The following is a 24406-nucleotide window of genomic DNA, read 5'->3' on the forward strand; positions in this document are numbered from 1 at the left end:
TCTTCGGCAGTGTAAGGTGGGGAGAAGAGACGGGTGTCAGTCACAGGCCTGTTGGCTGACACTCCGCTATCGCAGGCAAGCCAGCTCCCACACTCATTCTGCGGTGCTGGTTAAATCCCACACACACAAAAACGCCCGGCATAACCGGGCGTCTTGTATTGACTTGTTTAGCGAGCGCGGTAAGTGATGCGCCCTTTGCTCAAGTCATAGGGCGTCAGCTCGACGCGCACTTTGTCACCGGTAAGAATACGAATGTAGTTCTTGCGCATCTTGCCGGAGATATGCGCGGTTACGACGTGCCCATTTTCCAACTCCACGCGAAACATGGTGTTGGGCAGGGTGTCGACGACAGTGCCTTCCATTTCGAAGCTGTCTTCTTTCGACATGCAGTAAAGCCCTCGGTATCCAGTGAATGGCCCGGTGCAACTGCGCCAGGCAAAAGCGGCGTGCATTGTGCCCGAAAAAGGGTGTTCAAGCCAAGGGGTTCTAGTTAAGCGTGACCCATCTTTGATTAATCAGCAGCTCAATGGGCCGATATTGGGTCTTGTAGTTCATCTTTTTGCAGTTTTTGATCCAGTATCCAAGGTACACCGCGTCCAGTTTTTGCCGGGAGGCTTCACCGATCTGCCACAAAATGGCAAAGCGCCCGAGGCTGCGGCGTTCTTCGGCGGGCTCGTAAAAGGTGTAGACCGCCGACAAGCCATTGGGCAGCAGGTCCGTGACCGCGACCGCTAGCAGTTTGCCTTCTAGGCGGAACTCGTAGAAGCGCGAGAATGGCAGGTCACGCACCAAAAACGTGGAAAACTGGTCGCGGCTGGGGGGGAACATGTCGCCGTCGGCGTGGCGTTGTTCAATGTAGCGCTGGTAGAGATCGAAGTACTCTTCGCTGAAGCCGGGCTTGGCGGGGGTCACGGTCAGGTCGGCATTACGCTTGAGGATGCGTTTTTGATTACGGTCCGCCAAGAATTGCCCCACGGGGATACGCGCCGGCACACAGGCGTTGCAGTTTTGGCAGTGCGGCCGGTACAGGTGGTCGCCGCTGCGCCGAAAGCCCATCTCTGACAGATCGGCATACACATGCACGTCCATCGGCTGGCTGGGGTCGAGGAACAGCGTAGTGGCCTGTTCTTCGGGCAGGTAGCTGCAAGAGTGGGGTTGAGTGGCATAAAACTTCAAGCGCGCCAACTCGGTCATGATCAACCCTCGGATAAGCGTTGAAATAAGTGTAAGCCAGGTGTGCGCATGTCGCCTAAGAAACCCATGGCCCGCTGCTGGCTTGATCAAGGTGGTCGCTCAGGTAGCCGGCAAAGTCGCTGCGGGGGATGGCGCGGGCGCCGAGGCTGTGCAGGTGGTCGGTGGGCATCTGGCAGTCAATCAGCACAAAGCCCCAGGCCTGCAATTGTCTGACGAGGGTGGCGAAGCCGTATTTCGAGGCATTGTCTGCGCGGCTGAACATCGATTCGCCAAAAAACAGCCGGCCCATGGCCAGGCCATACAGGCCGCCGACCAGTTCGCCCTGGTCCCATACCTCGACGGAATGGGCATAACCCCGCTGGTGCAGTTGCAGGTAGGCGTTTTGCATGGCCTTGGTGATCCAGGTGCCGTCTGCATAGCTGCGAGGGGCAGCGCAGGCCTGGATGACGGAGGCGAAGTCCTGGTCGAAGGTCACCTCATAGCGTTGCTGGCGCAGCAGCTTGGCGAGGCTGCGGGACACGTGCAGTTCGGCGGGGAACAGCACCGTGCGCGGGTCTGGCGACCACCACAGGATCGGCTGGCCCTCCGAGAACCAGGGGAAGCAGCCATGGCGATAGGCCTGGACCAGGCGGTCGGCGGACAGGTCGCCGCCGGCTGCCAGCAGGCCGTTGGGTTCACGCATGGCCTTGGCCAGCGGTGGAAACGTCAGGGTGTTGCGTTGCAACCAGGTGAGCATGGTAGTCGGGCTTACGGAAGGGGAGGGCGGTGACAGGCCGGAGCCCGCCGCGTAGGCAGTGATTATTGTCGACCCGGCGCCACTCGGCCAGCCCGATCACGTAATCCGTACCCTGATGCATGAGCGGGTGTTTCTGCAACTCTACAGCGGTGATGCGGTCGTAATCGCGTCATCTCGCCATCCGTTGGGCGGGAATGCGGGGCAAAGCTTGTCCAGTCTGCTAAAAACAGCTCATAAGCCTTTGTCAGTAAAGACAATGCATGCTCAAATTGAGGCGTATGGCCAATGCGCTTGCCTAGGTTTCCTGAGCGAGGCCGGCAGCGTGGCAACGGGCACACAAACCCGTACAATGGCGACACGATGTCCTTGTGGGCTGGCGTTAACGCCCGTTCATGATTCAGTCTCGGAGTGTTAAAGGACGCTTGACGACGCTCGTTCACTTTTCATCTGCCCGGATTGGGCAGTATTTTTATCGTCATTCAACTGTTGGACGCGCTTAAGGCGCAGGAAAAGACCCGTTTTGAAGAAATCCGCCGCAGCACCCAAAACAGCAGTGGTACCGGCCTGGCGCCAGCACTTGCACTATCGGCTCAAGGAAGGCGCGCTGATTGCCATCGGTGCTTTATGCCTGTTCCTGATGATGGCCTTGTTGACCTATGGCAAGGATGACCCGGGCTGGAGCCATAACAGCAAGATCGACGATGTGCAGAACTTCGGCGGGCCTGTGGGTTCCTACAGCGCCGATATCCTGTTCATGATCCTCGGCTATTTCGCCTATATCTTCCCGTTGTTGCTGGCGATCAAGACCTGGCAGATCTTCCGCCAGCGCCATGAGCCATGGCAGTGGAGCGGTTGGCTGTTTTCCTGGCGCCTGATCGGCCTGGTGTTCCTGGTGTTGTCGGGCGCGGCGCTGGCGCATATCCACTTCCATGCCCCGACCGGCCTGCCGGCGGGTGCGGGGGGTGCCCTGGGCGAAAGCCTCGGTGACCTGGCCCGCAAGACCCTGAATATCCAGGGCAGCACGCTGATGTTCATTGCCCTGTTCCTGTTTGGCCTGACGGTATTTACCGACTTGTCGTGGTTCAAGGTCATGGATGTGACCGGCAAGATCACCCTCGACCTGTTCGAGCTGTTCCAGGGCGCCGCCAACCGCTGGTGGGCCGCCCGTGTGGACCGCAAGCGCATGGTGGCGCAGTTGCGTGAAGTCGACACTCGGGTCAATGAAGTGGTGGCCCCGAGTACGCCGGACCGCCGTGAGCAGGCCAAGGTCAAGGAACGCCTGATCGAACGCGAGCAGGCCCTGACCAAGCACATGTCCGACCGCGAGAAGCAAGTGCCGCCGGTTATCGCTCCCGCGCCGGTCAAGGCGCCCGAGCCCAGCCATCGGGTGCAGAAGGAAAAACAGGCGCCGCTGTTTATCGACAGCGCCGTCGAAGGCACCTTGCCGCCGATCTCGATCCTCGACCCGGCCGAAAAGAAACAGCTCAACTATTCCCCGGAATCCCTGGCGGCCGTCGGCCATCTGCTGGAAATCAAACTCAAGGAGTTTGGCGTCGAGGTGTCGGTGGACTCGATCCACCCTGGCCCGGTGATTACCCGTTACGAAATCCAGCCGGCCGCTGGGGTCAAGGTCAGCCGTATTGCCAACCTGGCCAAGGACCTGGCGCGTTCCCTGGCCGTGACCAGCGTGCGTGTGGTGGAAGTGATCCCCGGCAAGACCACCGTGGGCATCGAGATTCCCAACGAAGACCGGCAGATCGTGCGCTTCTCCGAAGTGCTGTCGACCCCGGAATACGACAACTTCAAGTCGCCGGTTACCCTGGCCCTGGGGCACGATATCGGCGGCAAGCCGGTAATCACGGACCTGGCGAAAATGCCCCACCTGCTGGTTGCCGGTACCACCGGTTCCGGTAAGTCGGTGGGGGTGAACGCAATGATCCTGTCGATCCTGTTCAAGTCCGGCCCGGAAGACGCCAAGCTGATCATGATCGACCCGAAGATGCTCGAACTGTCGATCTACGAAGGTATCCCGCACCTGCTGTGCCCGGTGGTGACCGACATGAAGGACGCTGCCAACGCCCTGCGCTGGAGCGTGGCCGAGATGGAGCGGCGCTACAAGCTGATGGCGAAGATGGGCGTGCGTAACCTGTCCGGCTTCAATGCCAAGGTCAAGGAAGCCCAGGACGCCGGCACGCCCTTGACCGACCCGCTGTACAAGCGCGAAAGCATTCACGATGAAGCGCCGCTGCTGACCAAGCTGCCGACCATTGTCGTGGTGGTCGACGAATTCGCCGATATGATGATGATCGTCGGCAAGAAGGTCGAAGAGCTGATCGCCCGTATCGCACAAAAGGCCCGTGCTGCGGGGATCCACTTGATCCTCGCGACCCAGCGGCCGTCGGTGGACGTGATCACCGGCCTGATCAAGGCCAACATCCCGACCCGCATGGCGTTCCAGGTATCGAGCAAGATCGACTCGCGGACCATCATCGACCAGGGTGGCGCCGAGCAACTGCTGGGTCATGGTGACATGCTCTATATGCCGCCCGGCACCAGCCTGCCGATCCGCGTTCATGGCGCCTTCGTTTCCGATGACGAAGTGCACCGTGTGGTCGAGGCGTGGAAACTGCGCGGCGCGCCGGAATACAACGACGATATCCTGGCGGGTGTCGAGGAGGCCGGCAGCGGCTTCGACGGTGGCAGCGGTGGCGGCGACGATGATGCCGAGACCGACGCGCTGTACGACGAAGCGGTGGCGTTCGTGCTGGAAAGCCGTCGCGCCTCGATCTCGGCGGTGCAGCGTAAACTGAAGATCGGCTACAACCGCGCCGCGCGTATGATCGAATCCATGGAAATGGCCGGCGTCGTCACGGCCATGAACACCAACGGCTCGCGCGAAGTGATCGCGCCCGGGCCGATGCGCGACTGACCTCGCGCCGCGTGGTAGCACGCGGCGCGCCTTTCACATCATTCTATGAGGACTCCCATGCGTCTTATCCGCATGCTGTTGTTGCCGGCATTGGCCCTGACCGCGTTTTCGGCCCACGCCGACCAGGCATCTGTCGCGAGCCTGACCAACCTGCTGGACAAATCCAAGACCCTGACTGCGCGCTTTTCCCAGTTGACCCTGGACGGTGGCGGCACGCAGTTGCAGGAAACGGCCGGTGAAATGGCCGTGCAGCGTCCAGGCCTGTTCTTCTGGAAAACCGACGCGCCCAACGAGCAGACCATCGTTTCCGATGGCAAGAAAGTCACGCTGTGGGACCCGGACCTGGAGCAGGCGACCATCAAGACCCTCGACCCGCGCCTGAGCCAGACCCCGGCCTTGCTGCTGTCAGGTGATGTGTCGCAGATCAGCGAGAGTTTCGAGATCACGTCCAAGCAACAAAGCAACGTGATCGACTTCACCCTCAAGCCCAAGTCCAAGGACACGCTGTTCGACAGCCTGCGCCTGTCGTTTCGCAACGGCGTGATCAATGATATGCAACTGGTTGACAGTGTCGGCCAGCGCACCAATATCCTGTTCACCGGGGTCAAGGCCAATGAGCCGGTTCCGGCCTCCACGTTCAAGTTCGACATCCCCAAGGGTGCCGATGTGATCCAGGAGTAAAACGCAGCCCATGGACCTGTTTCGCAGTGACCCGATTGCCCAGCCTTTGGCCGCGCGCCTGCGCTCGACCAACCTGGATGAGTATGTCGGGCAGGAGCACTTGCTGGCTCGCGGCAAGCCCCTGCGCGAAGCCCTGGAGCAGGGAGCCCTGCACTCGATGATCTTCTGGGGGCCGCCGGGCGTGGGCAAGACCACCCTGGCGCGGCTGCTGGCGAAAGTCTCGGATGCACACTTTGAAACGGTCTCGGCGGTATTGGCCGGGGTCAAGGAAATCCGCCAGGCGGTGGAAGTCGCCAAGCAACAGGCCGGGCAGTACGGCCGGCGCACCATCCTGTTTGTGGACGAAGTGCATCGCTTCAACAAGTCGCAGCAGGATGCGTTCCTGCCTTATGTGGAAGACGGCACGCTGATTTTTATTGGCGCCACCACGGAAAACCCCTCGTTTGAACTGAACAACGCCTTGCTCTCGCGGGCGCGGGTGTATGTGCTCAAGAGTCTCGACGAAGCGGCGATGCAGAAGCTGCTGCAGCGGGCGCTGAGCGAAGACAAGGGCCTGGGCAAGCGCCACTTGAGCCTGGGGGACGAGGGTTTCAAGATTTTGCTGGCAGCGGCTGACGGCGATGGCCGGCGGTTTCTCAACCTGCTGGAAAACGCCTCGGACCTGGCCGAAGACAATAGCGAGATTGGCGTCGACCTGCTGCAAAGCCTGCTGGGCGATACCCGGCGGCGCTTCGACAAGGGCGGCGAGGCCTTCTACGACCAGATTTCCGCACTGCACAAATCCGTGCGCGGCTCCAACCCGGACGGCGCGCTGTATTGGTTTGCGCGCATGATCGATGGCGGCTGCGACCCGCTGTACCTGGCCCGGCGCGTGGTGCGCATGGCCAGCGAAGACATCGGCAATGCCGACCCGCGGGCCCTGAGCCTGTGCCTGGCGGCCTGGGAAGTCCAGGAGCGCCTGGGCAGCCCGGAAGGCGAGTTGGCGGTGGCGCAGGCCATCACCTACCTGGCTTGCGCACCGAAAAGCAATGCGGTGTACATGGGCTTCAAGTCGGCCTTGCGGGCGGCGGCCGAGCACGGCTCGCTAGAGGTCCCGCTGCACCTGCGCAATGCACCGACCAAGCTGATGAAACAACTGGGTTATGGCGACGAATACCGCTATGCCCATGATGAGCCGGATGCCTATGCCGCCGGTGAAGACTACTTTCCCGACGACCTTGCGCCACAGCCGTTCTACCAGCCGGTGCCCCGTGGCCTGGAGCTGAAGATCGGGGAAAAGCTCAATCACCTGGCGCAACTTGACCGCTTGAGCCCCAAACAGCGGAGAAAACCATGATTGCCTTGGTGGCCGCAGTCTCCGTTGGCGGTGTAGCCGGTACGTTATTGCGCTTTGTCACTGGCAATTGGATCAGCGCCAATTGGCCGAAACACTTCTATACCGCGACGCTGGCCGTTAATATCGTGGGCTGCCTGCTGATCGGCGTGTTATACGGCCTGTTTCTGTTACGCCCGGAGGTGCCTGTTGAAGTGCGCGCCGGGTTGATGGTGGGCTTCCTTGGCGGCCTGACCACCTTTTCATCCTTTTCACTGGATACCGTGCGCCTGCTGGAAAGTGGGCAAGTGCCGCTGGCAATAGGCTATGCGGCCATCAGTGTATTCGGCGGGCTGCTTGCCACCTGGGCCGGCCTGTCCTTGACCAAACTTTGATAAACGAGAGACCGACATGCTCGATTCCAAACTGTTACGTAGCAACCTTCAGGACGTAGCGGACCGCCTGGCATCCCGTGGCTTTGCCTTGGATGTTGCGCGCATCGAAGCGCTGGAAGAACAGCGCAAGACCGTCCAGACCCGCACCGAAGCACTGCAGGCTGAACGCAATGCGCGCTCCAAATCCATCGGTCAGGCCAAGCAGCGTGGCGAAGACATCGCGCCGTTGATGGCGGACGTCGAGCGCATGGGCAGCGAGCTGTCCGACGGTAAAGTCGAGCTGGACAAGATTCAGTCCGAGCTGGATTCGATCCTGCTGGGCATTCCCAACCTGCCGCACGAGTCGGTGCCGGTCGGTGAAGATGAAGACGGCAACGTCGAAGTGCGCCGCTGGGGCACGCCAAAAACCTTTGATTTCGAGATCAAGGACCACGTCGCCCTGGGCGAATTGACCGGCGGCCTGGATTTTGAAACCGCCGCCAAAATGTCCGGCGCGCGCTTTGCCTTGCTGCGCGGCCCGATCGCGCGCATGCACCGTGCCCTGGCGCAGTTCATGCTCAACCTGCACACCGGCGAGCACGGTTACGAAGAGGCTTACACCCCGTACCTGGTGCAGGCCCCGGCGCTGATGGGCACCAGCCAGCTGCCGAAGTTCGAGGAAGACCTGTTCAAGATCAGCCGCGATGGCGAAGCCGATCTGTACCTGATCCCGACCGCCGAAGTGTCGCTGACCAACATCGTGGCCGGCGAGATCCTCGACGCCAAGCAGTTGCCGATCAAGTTTGTCGCCCACAGCCCGTGCTTTCGCAGTGAGGCCGGTGCCTCAGGCCGTGACACCCGTGGCATGATCCGCCAGCACCAGTTCGACAAGGTCGAGATGGTGCAGGTGGTCGAGCCCTCGACCTCCATGGAGGCCCTGGAAGGCCTGACGGCCAACGCCGAGCGCGTCCTGCAACTGCTGGAGCTGCCGTACCGCGTATTGGCGCTGTGCACCGGCGACATGGGGTTCAGCGCGGTGAAGACCTATGACCTGGAAGTGTGGGTGCCGAGCCAGGACAAATACCGCGAGATCTCCTCGTGCTCCAACTGCGGTGATTTCCAGGCCCGGCGCATGCAGGCGCGTTTCCGCAACCCGGAAACCGGCAAGCCGGAATTGGTCCACACCCTCAACGGCTCGGGCCTGGCCGTAGGCCGTACCCTGGTCGCGGTGCTGGAAAACTACCAGCAGGCCGACGGTTCGATCCGCGTACCTGAAGTGCTCAAGCCGTACATGGCGGGCGTTGAGGTCATCGGCTAAATGGAATTTCTGCCACTGTTCCATAACCTGCGCGGTAGCCGTGTGTTGGTCGTCGGTGGCGGGGAGATTGCCTTGCGCAAATCCCGGCTGCTGGCCGATGCCGGCGCGTTGTTGCGGGTAGTTGCTCCCCTGATTGAAGACCCGTTGCGTGAACTGGTGCAGGGCAGTGGCGGTGAACTGATTGTGCGTGGTTACCAGGCGGCAGACCTTGATGGCTGCACCCTGGTCATCGCGGCAACCGACGACGAGCCGCTGAATGCGCAAGTATCCAGCGAGGCCCGGCGCCGGTGTGTGCCGGTCAATGTGGTGGACGCGCCGGCCTTGTGCAGCGTGATCTTCCCGGCGATTGTCGACCGCTCGCCCTTGGTGATTGCGGTGTCCAGTGGCGGCGATGCGCCGGTGCTGGCACGCTTGATCCGCGCCAAGCTGGAAACCTGGATTCCTTCCACTTACGGGCAATTGGCCGGCCTGGCCGCGCGCTTTCGGGCGCAGGTCAAAGGTTTGTATCCTGATGTGCAGCAACGCCGGGCCTTCTGGGAAGAGGTTTTCCAGGGGCCGATTGCCGATCGGCAACTGGCCGGGCAGGGCGATGAAGCCGAGCGTTTGCTGGTGGCGAAAGTCAACGGCAAGCCGCCCCACGCGCCGGGTGAAGTGTATCTGGTGGGCGCAGGCCCCGGTGACCCGGACCTCCTGACTTTCCGCGCCCTGCGTTTGATGCAGCAAGCCGATGTGGTGCTGTATGACCGCTTGGTGGCGCCAGCGATTCTTGAACTGTGCCGGCGCGATGCCGAGCGCGTGTATGTCGGCAAGCGCCGCGCCGATCACGCGGTACCGCAAGAGCAGATCAACCAGCAACTGGTGAACCTGGCCAGGCAGGGCAAGCGGGTGCTGCGCCTCAAGGGCGGTGACCCGTTTATTTTTGGGCGTGGCGGCGAAGAAATCGAGGAACTGGCGGCCCATGGCATCCCGTTCCAGGTGGTGCCGGGGATTACTGCGGCCAGTGGTTGTGCGGCTTACGCTGGCATCCCCCTGACCCATCGCGATTATGCGCAATCAGTACGCTTTATCACCGGGCACCTGAAAGACGGCACCTCGGATCTGCCCTGGAATGACCTGGTGGGACCGTCGCAGACCCTGGTGTTCTACATGGGCTTGATCGGCTTACCGATTATCTGCGAACAATTGATCCGCCATGGTCGTGCGGCGGACACTCCGGCTGCGCTGATCCAGCAGGGCACTACATCCAACCAGCGCGTGTTTACCGGCACCCTGGCTGACCTGCCGCGCCTGGTGGCGGAGCATGAAGTGCATGCGCCGACGCTGGTGATCGTAGGAGAAGTGGTGGTGTTGCGTGAGAAGCTGAAGTGGTTCGAGGGCGCCCAGTCCCAGGTCTAACCTGTTCGCCCGGCTACACGCAGGTCAACTGTGGGAGCCGGGCTTGCCCGCGATGGGGCCAGTGCATTCAACGCAAGACTTGAATCAGCGCCAGATCCCTTTACCGCTCAGTCTGTCTCGATCATGTTCGCTGGCAAACGCCTGAAACGGCCCCTTCGGCACAATCCCTGTCGGATTGATCGTGCGGTGGCTGGCATAGTAATGCCCCTTGATATGGGCAAAATCCACAGTCTCGGCCACGCCCGGCCATTGATACAGCTCTCGTAGCCAATTCGACAGATTCGGATAGTCCGCAATCCGCCGTAGGTTGCATTTGAAGTGGCTGTAATACACCGCGTCAAACCGGATCAGGGTAGTGAACAAACGTACATCGGCTTCGGTCAGGTATTCGCCCGCCAGGTAGCGATGCTCGCTTAGGTGCTGTTCCAGGTGATCCAGTTCGGCAAACACCTCATCAAAGGCACTGTCGTACGCCTGCTGTGAAGTGGCAAAACCTGCGCGATACACGCCATTGTTCACGGCGGGATAGATCCGCCCGTTCAGCGCGTCGATGGTCGGGCGCAGCGCCTCAGGGTAGAAGTCCAGGGTGTTGCCGGTCAGCCCGTTGAACGCGCTGTTGAACATGCGGATGATCTCCGCCGATTCATTGCTGACGATGCGGTTCAGCTTCTTGTCCCACAGCACCGGCACCGTAACGCGCCCGGTGTAGTTGGCGGTGTCGGCGGTATAGCGCTGGTGCATGTAGGTAAAGTCGTCGAGTTTGTCACCAGTAGCGCCATGGGCCTTGTCGAAGGTCCAGCCATTTTCCAGCATCAACCAACTGACCACCGACACGTCGATCAGGCTTTCCAGGCCCTTGAGCTTGCGCAGGATCAGGGTCCGATGCGCCCACGGGCAGGCGAGGGAGACATACAAGTGGTAGCGGCCGGCTTCGGCCTTGAAGCCGCCATCACCACTCGGGCCAGGTTGGCCATCGGCCGTGACCCAGTTGCGGCGTTGCGCCTGCTCCCGTTGGAAGGTGCCATCTGCGCTACTTTCGTACCACTGGTCATGCCAGCGTCCTTCAATCAACAAACCCATGACTGACTCCTTGGCGATTAAGCGTTGGCATGCAGTTTAATCGTCTGGGTCCGAAGAAATAGCGCAAAGGCTCGGGGTTAATGATCGATTAAATCGATTTATCCCGCGCGTCCCAATACTGTTGGGCCAGGGCGAAGGCCTGTTCCCGTGGATGCCCCAGGCCGCGCAGGGCCAGGGCCATGGTGGCGATCAGCGCCAGTTGCGGGTAGCTGTCTTGCACCGTACCGCGCCACAGAGCCTTCAAATGCTCAGGGTCGAGGCTGGCCGGCTTGACGTGGCGCTGGGCGGAGAGGGCCGGCCACTCCTCATCCCAGCTTGCGCCGCCGGTAGTGCCGTACAAGTGGCTGGTGGTGTCGGGATTGATCTCGATCTCGCCGCCATCGCCCTTGATCACAAGGGTGTTGTCACCCAGCAAGCCACTGGCATCGCGGTGTACCCCCTGGTAGCCGGGGTGGAAGATGCTTTGCAGGCCGCAACGTGCACCCAGCGGGTTGAGGATGCGCGCCAGGGAATGGATCGGCGAGCGCAGGCCGAGGATGTTGCGCAGGTCAATCATGCGTTGCAACTGCGGGGCCCAGTCACCCAGTGGCATAAATGCCAGGTTGCCTTGCGCCAGGGCGGTCTCGACCTGCTGCCAGTTACGGCACAGTGGGATCTGCAGCTCGCCCAGCAATTGTTCGGTGTACAACCGACCGGCCGTGTGCGCGCCGCCGCCGTGCATGAAAATCCGCACGCCGTTCTGCGCCAGGCACTTGGCGGCCAGCAGGTACCACGGCAGGTGGCGTTTTTTCCCGGCATAGGTCGGCCAATCGACATCGACTTGCAATGAGGGCGGGTTGAGGCGCGCGCGCAGGGCCTCGGTGAAACCGGCGAGTTCCTCCGGGCTTTCTTCCTTATGGCGCAGCAGCATCAGGAACGCGCCGAGCTGGGAGTCCTCGACCTTGTCGTCGAGCAGCATGCCCATGGCTTCCCGGGCTTCTTCGCGCGTCAGGCTGCGGGCGCCGCGCTTGCCTTTGCCGAGGATCCGTACAAACGGCGCAAAGGGGTGTTCGGCGGGAGTTTCGGTGGTCAGCGGGGCAAAGTCGGTCATAAGCAGTTTGTCGGCCTGGGCAGGCCCGCCAGCTTGGCGGCAAGTTTGGCGGGAGTGCCTTTGAACAGTCGGTTGAGGTGCAGGCTGTTGCCCTTTTCCGGGCCCAGCTTCAGGGCGGTGTATTTGATCAGCGGGCGGGTGGCCGGGGACAACTGGAATTCCTGGTAAAAACCCCTGAGCAACTCAAGGATTTCCCAGTGTTCGTCGGTCAGTTCCAGCGCTTCGGCGCTGGCCAGGGCGTCGGCCACCTCGGTCGACCAGGCATTCAGGTCAACCAGGTAGCCGTCCTTGTCCAGCTCAAGGGTGCGCGCGCCTACGGTCAGGGTGTTCATAGCCAGGTGTTGACCTTGTCGTGTTCGATCGACAACTGCACAAAACCTGGGTAGTCGACACTTTGAGCCCACTCCGGCAACGCCAGGCCACGGGCCTGGGCATCCTCAGCTAGCACGAAGACATTCAGGGCCTTGGCGTGCAAGGCCTGGAAGGGGGCGCTGCCGGCTTGCAGGGCATAGGTTGCATCGCCGCACAACAGGATCGCATCCTGCGCGCCACACAGGCGTAGGCAACTGCCCAGGCGGCTGTCGGTAAAAGGGGAGTGGGACAACATATGCAAGGTCGACATCAGAGGGTCATCACCTGATCGTAACGGTCAATCATCTGGGAAATCTGGGCGCTGCTCAGTGGCTGCGCACTATCAGGGGCGGTCAACCCGCGCTCGGCCAGGCTGTGGCTGCAGGCGAACACATCATCGATGCCAAACAGCGAGAGTGCCTGCAGGTTGGCCGTCAGGTCCTTTTGCTGCACGGCCTTGGCATCCTGCGCAGTGGCCAGTTGAAATACCCCGTCATCGAGAAACAGCAGCCCAATCGGCAAGTCGAATGCGCCACCGGCCAGCACCACATCCAGCGCTTCCCGCGCACTGGGCCCGGACCACGGCGCCTGACGGCTGATTACCAACAAGGATCTGGACATTTATGGCCCTCCAAAGCAGATCAGGCGGTCGGCGTCCTGGATGGCATCGTGCAATTGCCCAAGGCCCGACAGCGCCCACGGCGCATCCAGATTCACCGCACTGCGCTGGTAGCGCACGGCTTCCTCGGCATTCAGCACCCCGCGCCGTAACGCCGCCGCGATACAGACCACGCCATCAAGCTGATGCTCGCTGACGAAGGCGCGCCATTGTTGGGCGATATCCGGCTCATCCTGGGGCGTGACCACCGAGTTGGCGGCGCTGTAGACGCCATCCTGATAGAAAAACAGCCGCACAATCTCATGCCCGCCGGCCAGCGCCGCCTGGGCAAACTGCAGGGCGCGGCGCGAGGAGGGCGCATGGGCGGCGGAAAAAAGCGCAATCGCGAACTTCATGGAACACTCTGTCGGCAAACCTTGGCCAATGATAAAGCCGCAGGCAACAAAAAGCCCGCCGAAGCGGGCTTTTTGATCAGGCTGGGATCAGTCGTCGCGGCTCATGATGCCGAAGATCTGCAACAGGCTGACAAACAGGTTGTAGATCGATACATACAGGCTGATGGTCGCCATGATGTAGTTGCGCTCGCCGCCATGAATGATGGCGCTGGTCTGGAACAGAATGCAGACCGAGGAAAACAGCACGAAACCGGCGCTGATCGCCAATTGCAGGCCGCTGATCTGGAAGAACATGCTCGCCAGCACCGCCGCCAGCAACACGAAGAAGCCAGCCGTGATGAAACCGCCGAGGAAGCTCATGTCCTTGCGGGTGATCAGCACATAGGCCGACAGGCCACCAAACACCAGGGCCGTCATGGCAAACGCCGAGCTGACCACTTCCGCGCCGCCCTGCATGCCCAGGTAACGGTTAAGGATAGGGCCCAGCAGGAACCCCATGAAACCGGTCAGGGCAAACGCCGACACCAGGCCCCAGGCCGAGTCGCGCAGCTTGTTGGTGAGGAAAAACAGGCCGTAGAAGCCGATCAATACCACGAAAATATTCGGGTAGCCGACACGCATCTGCTGCGCCACATACGCCATCACGCCGCTAAATGCGAGGGTGAGGGCGAGCAGGCCGTATGTATTGCGCAGGACGCGGCTAACCTCTAGCTGCTCAGCCTGCACGTTGCTATTAACTGCGTAATCCTGTTCGCGCATGGCGACACTCCTTCAGTTTTGAAACGTTCAGTCGCAAAGATCATAACAGACGCTCTGTAACAAGCTATGCAGAGAGTTTGACAGTGTGTTTCATTCGGGTATTATGGCGCCCGCTGAGGCAGGATAGGCTAGTATAATCCTGTGTTGCGCAAGGGAAATTGGCAGAGTGGTTGAATGCACCGGTCTTGAAAACCGGCGAACGTTAATAGCGTTCCCAGGGTTCGAATCCCTGGTTTCCCGCCAAGATTCAAACAAAAGCCCCGCTTATGCGGGGCTTTTGTGTTTTTGGGGTTTGGCTGGGGAATGCCAGGGTTAGCGAGGCGTCCAGGTCGGCCGCGCTGGCGGTGGGTTTGTGTCGACGATTGTATTGGGGTTACAGTTTGATAAATGCTCAGTAAGCGACGGCTATGAGTTATCTCACTGATAATCGATTGTCCTCGCGCGCATGACGCACGTCAGATCGAGCAGCGTCAGGTGCTCAGGCGGTTAGTTTTTATTGCCTGAGTGCGGCGATTGCTTAACTCCAGATTATTCGTCGATTAACTCAGATGGGGAGGTGCTGGAAGTGTTTAAGAGATACGGCGCGGTATTGTTGGCCTTGCTCATATCAACCCAGGCCGTGTCAGATGAGTTGCCACAAAGCCCGTTACTCCAGCGTTTTGGCGAGGCCATCCATGAGCTGCCGAAACCCGCATCGCCACCAGAGGCGAAGCCGAAGCCCATCTCCCGAGAACTCCATATCGAGGGGCAAGAGGCGTTAAACCACCCAGGCACACCCGTTAGGCCGGAGTTTGAAAAAACCGGCAATCCAAGCATCGACAATATGCAGGCCCGCGATAGAGACATGTGCCGTAGGGTTCAAGCGGCGGCCTTATGGAAGGGAGAGAGTCTAGGCTTGGGTTGCGAATAGGAGGGCGACTTCTGGGGGCATGGCCGCGCGCCTGCGAACCGATGCCGGCGACCAAGCGCCGTGAGCGATGGCTTGACTCTAATGTTACTTCAGGGTTTTTAATCCTGGAACACATTTAATTGGAGATGCGCTCATGAGTTTTTTTAAGCAGATATTAGGTGGGCACCACAATCGCGGGCATGGTGGTTCACACGGTGGACGCTACAAAGAACAAGGCGAAGGCCAGCCGATCGGCACACTTTGCCTCAGTTGCCGGACAACTAATGCGGGTGGTGCGCGGTTTTGTCGACAGTGTGGTGAGTCATTGGTGTCGGCCAACTGCGGGCAGTGCAATGCGGTGATGGCGACTGGGGCAAAATTCTGTTCTCAGTGTGGGAGTGCCCAAGGGTAAGCAGGGTGTGCTCCATCCACGGAGCCCCCATTACCTGGAGTTTTGAAAGGTAATCCCGTTGTAGATATGCGCCAGGGATGGCTCGCTCGGGTGCACAGCATTACCTCGGTTTTTTCCTTCGACATGATTGGGGTCAGTCATTTCGAGTGATTACTCCGGTGTCATGAGGACCGCCAAGGTCAGCTTGATAAACTCTTCGTTCCGGTCGAGCGTGTCCAGAGCTCCCCGCACGTTTTCGGCGACGGCCGTACCGCCTTGTTGTTCAACCCAATTCGTAAGCTCCATGACGGCTGCTTCAAGGACGAGTTGGTTTTCGTTGATTTTGGACAGCAGGGAAGGGAGCAGGTCAGAGTTCGGCATTTGCACTTGATCCTATGTTGAATTAGGCAGGCTCTCGATTCTGCCGATCCAGTACGGCCCGCCTGCGCGATATCGCCCAAGTGGTGAATGGCGACAAACACACGAAATAGTCGTCATAAGCACGATCTGAAACTAGTTGATGTACCAAGTAGAATGCAATCCTCTGCCCACATATTTTATACAAGGACGACTCTGGCCCATGGCACGTATAGGTTTGGTACTGACCCCCGGTTTTGCCGATTGGGAATATGCTTTTATCGCAGGCACCGCAGCACCGTTCTACGGCATCGACGTCCGCTTTTTCGCCCCGGCGCCGGGGTCGTTCTGCTCCCAGGGCGGGTTGGCCGTAACGGTGGAGGGCAGCTTGCAGCAATGCCAGGAGTGGAAACCAGACGTTGTCGTCGTCGTCGGGGGAATGGTCTGGGAGCGTGCAGAAGCGCCGGATATGGCAGACTTTCTGCGAGCCAGCCGTCTGGGTGGTGCAACCCTCGCGGGGATATGCGGCGGTACACTCGCACTGGCCAGGGCCGGCCTGCTCAATACAATTGCCCACACGTCCAACAGCGTTGATTTTCTGAAGCAGAACGCCGCCAATTATACGGGAGAGGCGCTTTATCAAGGCTGCCCAGGCGCGATGGTGGCCGACCGGATCATCAGTGCGCCTGGCCCTGCACCCGTGAGCTTCACCTGTGCCGTCTTCGAGGCTGCGGGGTTATCGTCAGAGACTGTTTTACAGTTCAAAACGATGTTGGCCGCTGAACATAAATGACGGATGCCGCGAGTCGCGCAGTGGTCATTTGGAGGTCAATGGCTTATTGCCCATGCCCCGCGCCGGACGGGTCTCAACCTCCATTTCTGCGCAGACGAGCCTTGCCGGCTTTTCTCTTCAGGCTCCCCGCCTGCACGGCACTGAGGACTTTCTGGAAGTTCGCGCATTCAATATGCCGCGCAGCAGGGCACGCCGCAGCACGTCGCAGTCCATCGCGTATGGCGCTGAGCTGCTTGATGGTGCGGTCCAGTTCATCAGCCTTTTCGGCCAGCCGCTGGTGATCGATGGCCGGTTGGCCATCCGCGCCCAGCATGGCGGCGATATCGTCCAGGGAAAATGCCGCAGACTGGCCGAGCGTGATCAAGGACAGGCGCTCAAGCACATCCGCAGCAAATACCCGGCTCAGGCCACGGCGGCCTATGGAGCGGATAAGGCCCTTTTCTTCGTAGTACCGCAGGGTTGAAGGCGGCAGGCCGCAGCGGCGTGCCACTTCACCGATACCCATCTCTTTCATGCTTGACCTCAAGGCGGCTTGAACTTGCAGACTGCCGGGATCAAACCGGCCGAAGGCAAGAGGAAATAACATGGAAACAACCGAAAGTGTACTGCGTATGGTGCTGGTTGGGCTGGGGGCCACGCTGATCATGGACCTGTCCGCGTTGATGCAGGCACGGGTATTTGGCTTGGCATCCCTGGACTACAGGCTTGTCGGCCGTTGGCTGGGCCACATGCCCAAAGGGCAGTTTCGCCATGCCTCGATTGTGGCGGCGCCGCGTATCTGGAATGAAAGCCTGATGGGCTGGGTGTTCCATTACCTCACGGGCGGTGTCTTCGCGCTGGTGCTCCTGGGGTTCCAGGGGCCGGGCTGGCTCTGCAACCCAGCGCTGATGCCCGCGTTGCTGACGGGCTTGATCAGCGTGCTTGCACCTTTTTGTATCATGCAGCCCGCCTTTGGTTTCGGCTTCGCCGCCGCCAAGACGCCGGCACCGAACCGGGCCAGGCGCCGAAGCCTTATTGCACACCTTACGTTTGGCGTCGGGCTGTTTGTAGCGGGCTGGCTACTGATCCAACTCTTTCCCGCGCCGGTGTGCCTGGGGCAGGGATGACCTCGTCCGCGTCCACTGATCCGCCACGTCCCCCAGGGTCAAGGGCTCGCCACTCTTGATCCAGGCCATGAACGCCCGATCGAACTTGAACGACTCCCCGCACTCGCCAATCAGGAACTGGCGCACCTTCTGCGTATTCCTGTAGTGCTTGTCCAGCGGAGTGGTGCGGGTGATGGGGCCGGAGTGCCAGTCGAAGGTCATTGCCATTCCTTGAGTGATGTGGGTTTCTAACTCAGCAGTTCAATACCGGCGCATAGCGCTCTTCGCGTTTCTTGAAGTGAATCGGCGCCATCGGCACTTGTTCACCGTTCACGAATATAGCCGGGAAGGTGAGGGTGAAGTCATCCATATCGCCTTTGCCCAGGGCCGTGCCCTTGCGGCTGCTGCTGGATTGTTCCTTGGGGTCAAAGCCGGTTTTCAGTTGCTCGATACTGACTTGATAGGTCTGGCCTGTCGCCAGCGTTACAGTGACCAATGGTGAATCGGCGCTGACCCACAGCGCCGGGTCGGTCTGTTTATAGGCCGCCCGGCGTTGATCCGGGGTATTCAGGTTGCGCAGGCGCGGGGGGATGTACAGCCGGCCAAACAGGCGCAGTTCGGTATCGGTCGAGCGCAGGTTGCCTGGCCAGCTGGATGTCCCGGGTGGTGCTACATAGACCAGTACGTGAACCCAATCGAGTTCTTGCGAGCGTGGAGCAAAGCTTATCGCGGCTTTCGGGCCGGGGCAGGTACGTTCGAGTAACGCATTTGTGCCGACTGCCGATTGCGGATGCAGATACGGCCCGCTGCTGCATCCAGCGAGCAGCGCCAAGAGGGGATAGAGGATGTAGTGTTTCATAGGGGACCAACTCCATTTGCTGTGCGGGCGACTATGGCATCTCTGCGGTTGATTCTCATCAGCTCTGTGCCGCATTATTTCTGGTTTTTTCAGGACAGACGGGCGCAAGTGAGCGGATGCCGTCACCCTTATCCAGGGATAAACCGATGAAGTACCTTGCCACCTTGAATGCCGCAATCGAACGCTTTCTGCGCCGTTTTACCCGTACCCAGTTCCTGTGCGCCGCCATTGCGCTGACCGTGCTCAACTTCGTATTGGACTACACCGTGGCGTCATACACCTCTATCTACCTGTCCATGCTCAGCGGTTGGCTGTTTGCCATGGGCTTGCTGAGGTTCCGGTCCCAGTGATGAGGCTGTTTGAACCATACCTGAAGCGATGGGACCTGACCGTCGATGGCGATGCATTCGCCTCGCGCAATGGTGATCTACTGCCCGTTCGCCAGCGGGGCATGCCGGCCATGCTCAAAATCTCCCAGGTGGCCGAGGAACAAGCTGGCAGTGTGTTGATGGCCTGGTGGGACGGCGAAGGTGCCGCGCCGGTGCTGGCCCGTGATACCGAGGCCTTGCTGATGGCGCGTGCGCTGGGCTCGGCTTCGCTTATACAGAGGGTCAGTGACGGTCGGGATGACGACGCCACGCGCATCCTCTGCGCCGTCGCCGCGCGTCTGCATGCGCCACGGGCCAGGCCAATTCCCGCCCTGGTCCCCCTGGCGCAGTGGTTCGAGGCGCTATGGCCCGGGGCGGCGAGGTACGGCGGCATCCTGGCACAATGCGCCAGCACGGCACAGGAACTGCTGGCGGCCCCCCAGGATGTCGCGGTACTGCATGGCGATATCCACCATGGCAATGTGCTGGATTTTGGCGCGTCCGGTTGGCTGGCCATCGACCCCAAGGGGCTGTACGGCGAGCGGGGCTTTGATTATGCGAACCTCTTCTGCAATCCCGATGAACGCGCCCTGGCCCCCGAGTGCTTTGCGCGGCGGGTCGAGATCGTTGCCAGTGCCTCGGGTATCGAGCGCCGTCGGCTCCTGCAATGGGTGCTCGCCTGGGCAGGGTTGTCGTTGACCTGGATGCGCGAAGACGGCGATGAGCCGGGAGTTAACCTCGGGGTGGCGCAACTGGCGGCGGCGGCGCTTGCTCGGTGATTAGCGTCATTTAGTTGCGGATAACAGAAAGGTAATTTTCAAGCTACCTTGCCGACAGGGTCGGTTAGTTACTCTCAAGGCTGGAAAAGTAACTTGAGAGATAAAACCGATGAACCTGTTGAAACTAAGTATTGCTGCATTGGCGTTGTCATTGTCCACCGTTGCGCTTGCCACGAGCGGCAGTGATCGTGGGTTTGAGAAGTTGATGAGCGATAACCAGAAAGCCATGGAGGCCTATGCGTTAAAAAAAGGCAAGGACATACCCCAGGTCCAGGACTATCGCTACGGCATGAAACTGGACATCGCCAAGGTGGTCAGCGTAACCCCGACGATCCGCTCCTGCGACATCGTACCCTCGCGCATGACCTTTGAGGATTCGAGCGGCAAGCTCAATACCATCGAATACCAAGTCATGGGGCAGTGCCGTAATAATGGTCGCTGAAAGGTTGCCTTATGACTGTGCAGGCACCGTTGATTGACCACGAACTGGCGCTACGTTTTCTCACCTGCGCGCGCTGTGCCAGCTTTCGCCAGGCCGCCCGCAGCCTAAATATCCGCACTGCAGAACTGCGTAAGCAACTGGCCCTGTTGGAGGGGCGGCTGGGCAGCCCGCTATTTATCTACCGGGAAAATGCCCTGCGCCTGACCCTCAAGGGCCAGCGCCTGCAAACGCTACTGATGGCGCGGTTTGGCGATGTTCAGCCCCCCGTGGGCACCTTGCCGCAACCGTTGTTGCGCCTGGCCGTGGAAGACTCCCTTATGCGCGATCTGCTGGCGCGTGAGGTGCTGGATTTTATGCGCAAGTACCCGGCGATACAGCTGGAAGTCATCCCGTTGACGGGCGAGCCGACGCGCCAGGCGGATGTCATGGTATGGCTGGCGGATGCCGATCGTCCGCGTCCCTCGCCCGGGTTTGCCATGACCACGCCGCAACGTCTGGCGCGCATTGACTACAGCCCGCATATGGCCAAGCGTTACTGTCGCGGCAACCGTTTGCCGACGCGCATCGCTGATTTATCTGACTTTATGCTGGTGCAAGGCCGCACGAATGCGCCGGTTGCGGCGTTTGAGCCCTGGAACCGCCTGGTCAAGCAGCGCCAGAGGGCGCTGGTCCAGGTACATTCCCAGGAGTGGGTGCGGGAATGGATCAAGCACAGCGCCTGCGTCGGGTTGTTACCCAACTACATCACCCGTCTGGATAAAAACCTGCTGGCCCTCACGCCTTTGTTCAGCGAACCCATGGAACGGCTGGCATGGCTGTCCATCGCACCGTTGACCGCCGATCAACCGTATGTACAAACCTTGGTGGCGTTGATTCGCAAAGTCTTTGACGAGCGGCGTGACTGGTTCGAGAGCGTCATCTGAGTCGGCAATAACTTTAATCATTCTGACATATTCGCTGTGGGCGCCTGGTCGTGTAGTAAGGCCTTTGTTTATAAGGCCTGCCACACGGTTCAAGAGCAAAGAATAGCGAATGTCATAAAAGTGTCTTGTAAATACATCCAAACCGTCATCTGGTGTTTGGAAGCTCCCCGTCGCCAAGTAGTACTTAACGATAACGAGGGGAAATAGATGTCGATTAGTTATTCGAAATGCGCAGGACTCACTCAACTCAGCCTGGCTGTGGCGGGCAGCGTATTGGCGTTGTCGGTCCAGGCAGGCACGGTCACCACCGATGGCGCGGACATTGTGATCAAAACCAAGGGCGGCCTGGAAGTGGCCACCACCGACAAGGAATTCAGCTTCAAGTTGGGCGGACGTATCCAGGCCGATTACGCCAGGTTTAATGATTACTACACCCGTAATGGCAACACGGCGGACGCCGCGTATTTTCGCCGGGCCTACCTGGAGTTTGGCGGTACGGTCTACAAGGACTGGAAATACCAGATCAACTACGACCTGTCCCGCAACGTGGGCAATGACAGCACAGGCTACTTCGACGAAGGCAGTGTGACCTACACCGGGTTCAATCCCCTGAATGTAAAAGTCGGGCGTTTCTACACTGACTTTGGCTTGGAGAAAGCCACCAGCTCCAAATGGGTCACGGCCCTGGAGCGTAATCTTTCCTACGATGTGGCGGAGTGGATCAACGATAACTCTGGCATGGGCGTACAGGCCAACGGCGTAGTGGGTGAGATGGCCTACCTGTCCGGCAGCGTGTTCAGCGAAAACAACAACGACACCGATGGCGACAGCGTCAAACGCTACAACCTGCGCGGTGTGTTCGCCCCGCTGCATGAGTCCGGCAATGTGCTGCACGTGGGGGTGCAATACGCCTACCGTGACCTCAAGGACGCCGCCATCGACACGCGCATCCGTTCACGCATGGGCATGCGTGGCGTCGAGACCAACGGCGGCAACAGCGCCGGCAACAATGGCACCCGCTCGGTCTTTGGCGGCAGCGCGGCCCAGCAGGGGTTGTGGAAGGACGACTCGGTGTGGGGCCTGGAAGGTGCCTGGGCGCTGGACGCGTTCTCGGTGCAGGGGGAATACCTGCGACGGACCCTCAAGGCCGATGCCGCACAAAATGACATCAAGGCCAGCGGTTATTACGCACAGATGGCCTACACCCTGACCGGCGAGCCACGCATCTACAAACTCGATGGTGCCAGGTTCGACTCCATCAAGCCGCAAAACAAGCAGATCGGCGCCTGGGAGGTGTTCTACCGCTACGACGCGTTCACCGTCGAGGACGACAATGTGGTGGTCAGCACCAATGTGCGCCAGGTTGGCGACAGCGAAGGCAAAGCCCATACCCTGGGCGTCAACTGGTACGCCAACGAGGCGGTCAAGGTCAGCGCCAACTACGTCAAGGCCCGCACGGATAACGTTAGCAACACGGTAGGTGATGACACGGGTGATGGCGTGGTCATGCGCTTGCAATACGTCTTCTAAAACACGCTGGAGCGTTTGGCGCCGATGGGGAGGCCTGTACGCCCATCGGTGCTGACGTGATCAGTCAGCCGTCACAATCGCCAAGGCCAACTGACGGTCCGACATCAACGGCGGGCGGTACGCCGTATGGTAGTAACGCACCGCCTGCTCGAATTGGGCGCCACGTATCTGCCCGTCGGAGCCGACAAACGCCAGGGCATCCGACTTGGCCGGGCCAAAGAAATTGCCGGGATGGGTGGTCAGTTCGGTGGCGATAGAGCTGAACAGCGTGGGGCCGAGCGTGGTCCAGTACATGGCACGGTCGCCCGGCTCCTTGGGCTCCCCGGCCAGCGTCTGAGGGCTGATCGACGCCAATAGGCTGAACGCGAAAACCTTCCATGCCTCCATTTTTTTGCCTTCCTTTGCGCGGAGATGGCCGACACCCTAGCAGACTCCTGCCTGTTTAGGGCCGCTGCGCGACCCGACGGGGCAAGCCAGCCTGGGTCAGAAACGATCCAGCCGGTAGGCCTGCAGCGCAGGCAAGCCCAGAGGTTGGGGCGCGTAGAGCGGGGTTACCAACTGGGCGATAAGCTCGGCAGTGATCGCCGCTTGGGTCAAGCCCAGATGTTGGTGCCCGAAAGCAAGCAACACCTTGCCGTCGCACACCCGGTCGATGATCGGCAGCGAGTCCGGCAACGAGGGCCGAAAGCCCATCCACGGGGTGGCGTCCTCAGCCCTCAATTCGTGCCGCAACAGACCGTGGCTCAACCGGTGCAGTTGCCAGGCACGCTGCATGTTCGGCGGCCGGTCGAGGCCGGCGAATTCCACGGTGCCGGCCAGCCGCAGGCCAGCGGCCATGGGTGTCATGATGAACTTGCGCTCCAGCGAGGTGACGGCGAAGGGCAAGCGGTCTTGCTCATGGGGCAGCATCAGGTGATAACCGCGCTCGGTGTCCAGGGGCACCTTTTTGCCGGTCAGCGCCTGGGTGAGCCTGGCCGAGTGGGCGCCGCAGGCGATCAGCACCTGGCGGGCGGCCAAGCGGCCCTGGTCGGTGATCAATGCAACGCCCTGGGTCTGCAACTGGCCGCCCTGTACCTGCTGCTTGAGAAACTGCACGCCGCCGGCCTTGGCGGCTTCGACCAACGCGCACACCACGCGATACGGATCGAGGAAATGCCCGGTGCGGGGAAAGAACAAGCCCCCCTGGATCCGCTCGCTTAATTGCGGCGCCGCCTGCTGCACGGCGCCGGCGGACCAGCAGTCCACCGGCACGTTTTGCTGGGTCATGCGTGCTTGCAAACCTTCAATCGCTTGCCGCGATTCGGCACGCTCGAACACCAACAGCGAGCCGTCTTCGCGCATCAACTGTGGCTGGGCGATGTTCGCCAACAAGCGCTGCCAGGCGCCCAGGCTGCTTTCATTCAGCGCACGGATACCCGCGACGGTGCGCTGGTAGGCCGCCGGTCGCAGGTTCAGCAGCAGGCGAGCAAACCAGGGCAGGGCGCGGGGCAGGTATTTCCAGTCCAGGCGCAGTGGGCCCATGGGGTCCATAAGCATGGCGGGCAGACGCATCAGGATCGACAGGTCGGCGATGGGGAACACCTGTTCAGTGGCCAAATGCCCGGCATTGCCGAACGAGGCGCCCATCCCCGGTTCCTGCTGGTCGATGACCACCACGCGCCGGCCCTGGCGCGCCAGTTGCAGCGCGCAGGCGACGCCGATGATGCCGGCGCCGACCACCGCAATGTCGGTCTGGGGTTGAAGGTTGTCGGCCATGG

At 60.5% G+C, this 24406-nt stretch carries 30 protein-coding genes and 1 tRNA gene; 15 read left to right on the forward strand and 16 right to left on the reverse strand.

The window, feature by feature from the left end; translation table 11 throughout:
• Nucleotides 1-167: 167 nt before the first annotated feature.
• The 3 genes from infA to aat all read right to left on the reverse strand — a co-directional run bounded on the left by infA (nt 168) and on the right by aat (nt 1930).
• Nucleotides 168-386, reverse strand: coding sequence for a translation initiation factor IF-1 (infA, locus tag AC07W7_RS00005; protein ID WP_002553999.1), 219 nt, complete (start codon nt 384-386; stop codon nt 168-170).
• A 100-nt stretch (nt 387-486) separates the two neighbouring features.
• A complete protein-coding gene (locus tag AC07W7_RS00010) occupies nt 487-1194 on the reverse strand; it encodes an arginyltransferase (RefSeq protein ID WP_099169375.1) in 708 nt (235 codons plus the stop codon).
• A 55-nt stretch (nt 1195-1249) separates the two neighbouring features.
• Nucleotides 1250-1930, reverse strand: coding sequence for a leucyl/phenylalanyl-tRNA--protein transferase (gene aat, locus AC07W7_RS00015; RefSeq protein ID WP_495038356.1), 681 nt, complete (start codon nt 1928-1930; stop codon nt 1250-1252).
• A 520-nt stretch (nt 1931-2450) separates the two neighbouring features.
• On the opposite strand from aat, the gene AC07W7_RS00020 reads away from it, so the two are divergent.
• Genes AC07W7_RS00020 through cysG form a run of 6 tightly spaced genes read left to right on the forward strand, consistent with a single transcriptional unit; the run spans nt 2451 to nt 9939 of the window.
• The gene (locus AC07W7_RS00020; RefSeq protein ID WP_029293562.1) at nt 2451-4859 is read left to right on the forward strand and encodes a DNA translocase FtsK; all 2409 of its coding nucleotides are present in this window, start codon (nt 2451-2453) and stop codon (nt 4857-4859) included.
• A 57-nt stretch (nt 4860-4916) separates the two neighbouring features.
• The gene (lolA, locus tag AC07W7_RS00025) at nt 4917-5540 is read left to right on the forward strand and encodes an outer membrane lipoprotein periplasmic chaperone LolA (protein ID WP_029293564.1); all 624 of its coding nucleotides are present in this window, start codon (nt 4917-4919) and stop codon (nt 5538-5540) included.
• A gap of 10 nt (nt 5541-5550) precedes the next feature.
• Entirely contained in the window at nt 5551-6876 is a 1326-nt protein-coding gene (locus AC07W7_RS00030; protein ID WP_099169374.1) for a replication-associated recombination protein A, read from the forward strand.
• Nucleotides 6873-7247 (forward strand): fluoride efflux transporter CrcB, encoded by a 375-nt coding sequence (crcB, locus tag AC07W7_RS00035; RefSeq protein WP_076963825.1) that lies wholly within the window; start codon nt 6873-6875, stop codon nt 7245-7247. Before AC07W7_RS00030 ends, crcB begins: the two co-directional genes overlap by 4 nt.
• A gap of 16 nt (nt 7248-7263) precedes the next feature.
• Complete coding sequence (gene serS / locus AC07W7_RS00040) at nt 7264-8544, forward strand: serine--tRNA ligase (protein ID WP_076963826.1); 1281 nt, start codon at nt 7264-7266, stop codon at nt 8542-8544.
• On the forward strand, nt 8545-9939 hold the full coding sequence (gene cysG / locus AC07W7_RS00045; RefSeq protein WP_495038357.1) for a siroheme synthase CysG: 1395 nt from the start codon (nt 8545-8547) through the stop codon (nt 9937-9939). It begins immediately after the preceding gene.
• Between the two features lie 84 nt (nt 9940-10023).
• Here cysG and AC07W7_RS00050 read toward each other — a convergent pair whose 3' ends face one another.
• The 7 genes from AC07W7_RS00050 to AC07W7_RS00080 form a co-directional block, all read right to left on the reverse strand.
• On the reverse strand, nt 10024-11019 hold the full coding sequence (locus AC07W7_RS00050; protein WP_495038358.1) for a glutathione S-transferase family protein: 996 nt from the start codon (nt 11017-11019) through the stop codon (nt 10024-10026).
• 88 nt (nt 11020-11107) lie between these two features.
• A complete protein-coding gene (locus AC07W7_RS00055; RefSeq protein ID WP_076963829.1) occupies nt 11108-12109 on the reverse strand; it encodes a glycosyl transferase family protein in 1002 nt (333 codons plus the stop codon).
• Nucleotides 12106-12441 carry a TusE/DsrC/DsvC family sulfur relay protein gene (locus tag AC07W7_RS00060; protein WP_076963830.1) on the reverse strand — a complete coding sequence of 112 codons (336 nt, stop codon included), beginning with the start codon at nt 12439-12441 and terminating at the stop codon, nt 12106-12108. The genes AC07W7_RS00055 and AC07W7_RS00060 overlap by 4 nt, the downstream gene beginning before the upstream one ends.
• A complete protein-coding gene (tusB, locus tag AC07W7_RS00065) occupies nt 12438-12731 on the reverse strand; it encodes a sulfurtransferase complex subunit TusB (protein ID WP_495038359.1) in 294 nt (97 codons plus the stop codon). Before tusB ends, AC07W7_RS00060 begins: the two co-directional genes overlap by 4 nt.
• A complete protein-coding gene (gene tusC / locus AC07W7_RS00070) occupies nt 12731-13081 on the reverse strand; it encodes a sulfurtransferase complex subunit TusC (RefSeq protein WP_099169370.1) in 351 nt (116 codons plus the stop codon). The genes tusB and tusC overlap by 1 nt, the downstream gene beginning before the upstream one ends.
• Nucleotides 13082-13474 (reverse strand): sulfurtransferase complex subunit TusD, encoded by a 393-nt coding sequence (gene tusD, locus AC07W7_RS00075; RefSeq protein WP_076963833.1) that lies wholly within the window; start codon nt 13472-13474, stop codon nt 13082-13084.
• Between the two features lie 87 nt (nt 13475-13561).
• Nucleotides 13562-14233: a Bax inhibitor-1/YccA family protein gene (locus AC07W7_RS00080; RefSeq protein ID WP_029293588.1), complete on the reverse strand. Its 672-nt coding sequence runs from the start codon at nt 14231-14233 to the stop codon at nt 13562-13564.
• Between the two features lie 152 nt (nt 14234-14385).
• On the opposite strand from AC07W7_RS00080, the gene AC07W7_RS00085 reads away from it, so the two are divergent.
• Nucleotides 14386-14476: transfer RNA gene (locus AC07W7_RS00085), tRNA-Ser, on the forward strand.
• Between the two features lie 800 nt (nt 14477-15276).
• Nucleotides 15277-15534, forward strand: a complete 258-nt coding sequence (locus AC07W7_RS00090) for a double zinc ribbon domain-containing protein (RefSeq protein ID WP_099170311.1) — start codon at nt 15277-15279, stop codon at nt 15532-15534.
• Nucleotides 15535-15684: 150 nt separating this feature from the next.
• Here AC07W7_RS00090 and AC07W7_RS00095 read toward each other — a convergent pair whose 3' ends face one another.
• The gene (locus AC07W7_RS00095; RefSeq protein ID WP_169865079.1) at nt 15685-15894 is read right to left on the reverse strand and encodes a hypothetical protein; all 210 of its coding nucleotides are present in this window, start codon (nt 15892-15894) and stop codon (nt 15685-15687) included.
• A 199-nt stretch (nt 15895-16093) separates the two neighbouring features.
• Between AC07W7_RS00095 and AC07W7_RS00100 the strand changes: the two genes are divergently transcribed.
• Complete coding sequence (locus tag AC07W7_RS00100) at nt 16094-16663, forward strand: DJ-1/PfpI family protein (protein WP_099170312.1); 570 nt, start codon at nt 16094-16096, stop codon at nt 16661-16663.
• A 73-nt stretch (nt 16664-16736) separates the two neighbouring features.
• On the opposite strand, the gene AC07W7_RS00105 is transcribed toward AC07W7_RS00100, so the two are convergent.
• Nucleotides 16737-17177 carry a helix-turn-helix domain-containing protein gene (locus AC07W7_RS00105; protein WP_076963837.1) on the reverse strand — a complete coding sequence of 147 codons (441 nt, stop codon included), beginning with the start codon at nt 17175-17177 and terminating at the stop codon, nt 16737-16739.
• A gap of 70 nt (nt 17178-17247) precedes the next feature.
• Here AC07W7_RS00105 and AC07W7_RS00110 point away from each other — a divergent pair, with 70 nt between their 5' ends.
• The gene (locus AC07W7_RS00110; protein ID WP_076963838.1) at nt 17248-17769 is read left to right on the forward strand and encodes a DUF2938 domain-containing protein; all 522 of its coding nucleotides are present in this window, start codon (nt 17248-17250) and stop codon (nt 17767-17769) included.
• Here AC07W7_RS00110 and AC07W7_RS00115 read toward each other — a convergent pair.
• Both AC07W7_RS00115 and AC07W7_RS00120 read right to left on the reverse strand, forming a co-directional pair.
• Nucleotides 17722-17970, reverse strand: coding sequence for a DUF6434 domain-containing protein (locus tag AC07W7_RS00115; protein ID WP_169865066.1), 249 nt, complete (start codon nt 17968-17970; stop codon nt 17722-17724). The genes AC07W7_RS00110 and AC07W7_RS00115 overlap by 48 nt on opposite strands.
• Before the next feature lie 31 nt (nt 17971-18001).
• Complete coding sequence (locus AC07W7_RS00120) at nt 18002-18607, reverse strand: hypothetical protein (RefSeq protein ID WP_169901919.1); 606 nt, start codon at nt 18605-18607, stop codon at nt 18002-18004.
• 146 nt (nt 18608-18753) lie between these two features.
• On the opposite strand from AC07W7_RS00120, the gene AC07W7_RS00125 reads away from it, so the two are divergent.
• The 5 genes from AC07W7_RS00125 (at nt 18754) to AC07W7_RS00145 (ending at nt 22649) form a co-directional block, all read left to right on the forward strand.
• Complete coding sequence (locus tag AC07W7_RS00125) at nt 18754-18957, forward strand: hypothetical protein (protein ID WP_495038360.1); 204 nt, start codon at nt 18754-18756, stop codon at nt 18955-18957.
• On the forward strand, nt 18957-19754 hold the full coding sequence (locus tag AC07W7_RS00130; RefSeq protein WP_076963842.1) for an aminoglycoside phosphotransferase family protein: 798 nt from the start codon (nt 18957-18959) through the stop codon (nt 19752-19754). Before AC07W7_RS00125 ends, AC07W7_RS00130 begins: the two co-directional genes overlap by 1 nt.
• Before the next feature lie 109 nt (nt 19755-19863).
• On the forward strand, nt 19864-20196 hold the full coding sequence (locus AC07W7_RS00135) for a DUF2790 domain-containing protein (RefSeq protein WP_076963843.1): 333 nt from the start codon (nt 19864-19866) through the stop codon (nt 20194-20196).
• An 11-nt stretch (nt 20197-20207) separates the two neighbouring features.
• Nucleotides 20208-21119 (forward strand): LysR family transcriptional regulator, encoded by a 912-nt coding sequence (locus tag AC07W7_RS00140; protein WP_495038361.1) that lies wholly within the window; start codon nt 20208-20210, stop codon nt 21117-21119.
• Between the two features lie 207 nt (nt 21120-21326).
• Nucleotides 21327-22649 carry an OprO/OprP family phosphate-selective porin gene (locus AC07W7_RS00145; RefSeq protein WP_169901915.1) on the forward strand — a complete coding sequence of 441 codons (1323 nt, stop codon included), beginning with the start codon at nt 21327-21329 and terminating at the stop codon, nt 22647-22649.
• A gap of 60 nt (nt 22650-22709) precedes the next feature.
• On the opposite strand, the gene AC07W7_RS00150 is transcribed toward AC07W7_RS00145, so the two are convergent.
• Both AC07W7_RS00150 and AC07W7_RS00155 read right to left on the reverse strand, forming a co-directional pair.
• Complete coding sequence (locus tag AC07W7_RS00150) at nt 22710-23036, reverse strand: DUF2388 domain-containing protein (protein ID WP_099170316.1); 327 nt, start codon at nt 23034-23036, stop codon at nt 22710-22712.
• A 96-nt stretch (nt 23037-23132) separates the two neighbouring features.
• Nucleotides 23133-24404: an NAD(P)/FAD-dependent oxidoreductase gene (locus AC07W7_RS00155; RefSeq protein WP_495038362.1), complete on the reverse strand. Its 1272-nt coding sequence runs from the start codon at nt 24402-24404 to the stop codon at nt 23133-23135.
• Between the last annotated feature and the right edge of the window lie 2 nt (nt 24405-24406).

It is taken from the genome of Pseudomonas sp. GW821-FHT01D09 (assembly GCF_059422465.1).